At 51.2% G+C, this 1,447-nt stretch carries 1 protein-coding gene; it reads left to right on the top strand.

The annotated features are described in order from the left end of the window. Positions 1-43: 43 nt before the first annotated feature. Positions 44-1,413, top strand: a protein-coding gene (locus D8U18_RS05175; protein ID WP_131107182.1) for an IS3 family transposase whose coding sequence is annotated in 2 segments (ribosomal slippage) — positions 44-515 and positions 515-1,413 — 1,371 coding nt in all. Because the reading frame shifts where the segments join, the coding sequence is not laid out codon by codon here. Positions 1,414-1,447: the final 34 nt, after the last annotated feature.

The raw sequence follows: 1,447 nt of genomic DNA, 5'->3' as shown, positions 1-1,447 counted from the left end.
TGGACTGCACCCCAAAGGTTGGACACAACCGATGGGGTGTTTCATGGGGAAGTACACAGTACAAGTGAAGCTGTTGGCGGTGCAGGATTACTGCTCCGGTAAAGCGGGTCTTAGAGATGTTGCGGATCGGCACGATGTAGATTTTTCTTCGTTGCGCCAGTGGGTTGCGGCCTATCAGGTGCATGGCGCGGCCGCTTTAGAAGCAAAAAAGGTGCAGTACTACAGTGCTGAGTTCAGGCTATCCGTCTTGAAACGTATGCGCGAAGAGCAACTTTCCTACCGCCAAGTGGCTGCATTGTTTGATATCCGCAAATTCAACATCATCGGTGACTGGGAGCGTCGCTATGATGAGGGCGGTAAAAATGCCTTGTCTAGGCAGCCCAACCGCACTGGATCTCAGAAAAAAATGCCGAAACCGACCTTACCTGTTCAACCCCAGTCACCCGACGATGAGTCCCGTACTCGGGATGAGTTGATCGCGGAGCTGAATCAGCTTCGGTTGGAAAATGACTATCTAAAAAAGCTAGATGCCTTGGTTCAGAAAAAACGAGCAGCGCAGCAGAAAAAGCGCAAATCGTAAGCGAGCTAAGGCAGCAGTATCCCCTCGAAGGCTTGCTAAAAGCGGCTGGGTTGGCCCGCAGCACGTTTTATTATCAGCACAAGGCGCTCCAGGCTGGCGACAAGTATGCGGATCTGAAAGCCAGGATTTGCACGACTTTCGACGAGCACCAAGGACGATATGGCTACCGCCGCATCACTTTGGCAGTTCGAGGTGCTGGTCACCGGATCAACCACAAGACGGTTCAACGTCTTATGGCCGAGCTTCAGCTCAAGAGCCGCGTGCGTGTGAAGAAATATCGTGCTTACAAAGGTGAAGTAGGCCAAGCCGCTCCCAATCTGCTGAAGCGCGAGTTTGAAGCGCAACAACCGAATCAGAAGTGGGTAACCGATGTCACGGAGTTCAAGGTTGGAGGGCAAAAGCTTTATCTCTCACCCATCCTGGATCTGTATAACGGTGAAATCATTTCCTACGACATAGCCAGGCGACCGCTATTCAGCATGGTAGGGGCGATGCTGAAAGAGGCATTTGGGCGGCTACAGCCGCATGAAAAGCCAATTTTGCACTCCGACCAAGGGTGGCAGTATCGGATGCCAATCTATGGTCGGCTTCTCAAAGAGCGCTCGGTCACGCCTAGCATGTCGCGCAAAGGTAACTGCTACGACAATGCAGCGATGGAAAGCTTCTTTGGCACGCTGAAATCCGAATTCTTTTACCTGAATAAATTCAGTAATCTGGACGAGCTTCACGCTGGTCTAGTGGACTACATCCACTATTACAATCACCGACGCATCAAGCTGAAGCTAAACGGACTGAGCCCTGTTGAATACAGGACTCAATCTGTTCAGGTATAGATTTACGATCGTCCAACTTTTTGGGGTCAGTCCA

This window comes from Pseudomonas sp. Sample_10, assembly GCF_004321495.1.
Classification (GTDB): domain Bacteria; phylum Pseudomonadota; class Gammaproteobacteria; order Pseudomonadales; family Pseudomonadaceae; genus Aquipseudomonas.
This window is presented reverse-complemented; position numbering and strand designations above follow the sequence as displayed.